Genomic DNA, 202 nt, shown 5'->3' with positions numbered 1-202 from the left:
CTTTATCTTTTTGTGATAAGACTTTTGCAGCAACTTAAGCACTTCAAGGTTGTCGCCTTCAATAAAGAGGTTCCCTGTGGTATCCCAGTTAACACTCTCTTCCTTGCATGGTCGTAGTGTGCCGGTTGATGGAGTCTGAGCTATTTGACGCGCGCGAGCCTTACCCTGCCAGATGAAGTTATAGCGCTCGTCAGAATCATCG

At 47.0% G+C, this 202-nt stretch carries 1 pseudogene; it reads right to left on the bottom strand.

From position 1 onward, the window contains the following. Window positions 1–202 (bottom strand): annotated as a pseudogene (locus tag PSI23_RS22735) (site-specific DNA-methyltransferase); the annotation flags it as partial.

This window comes from Xenorhabdus yunnanensis, assembly GCF_028598805.1.
Lineage (GTDB): Bacteria > Pseudomonadota > Gammaproteobacteria > Enterobacterales > Enterobacteriaceae > Xenorhabdus > Xenorhabdus yunnanensis.
The sequence above is the reverse complement of the archived record's forward strand: the minus strand, read 5'-3'. Positions and strand labels throughout refer to the sequence as shown.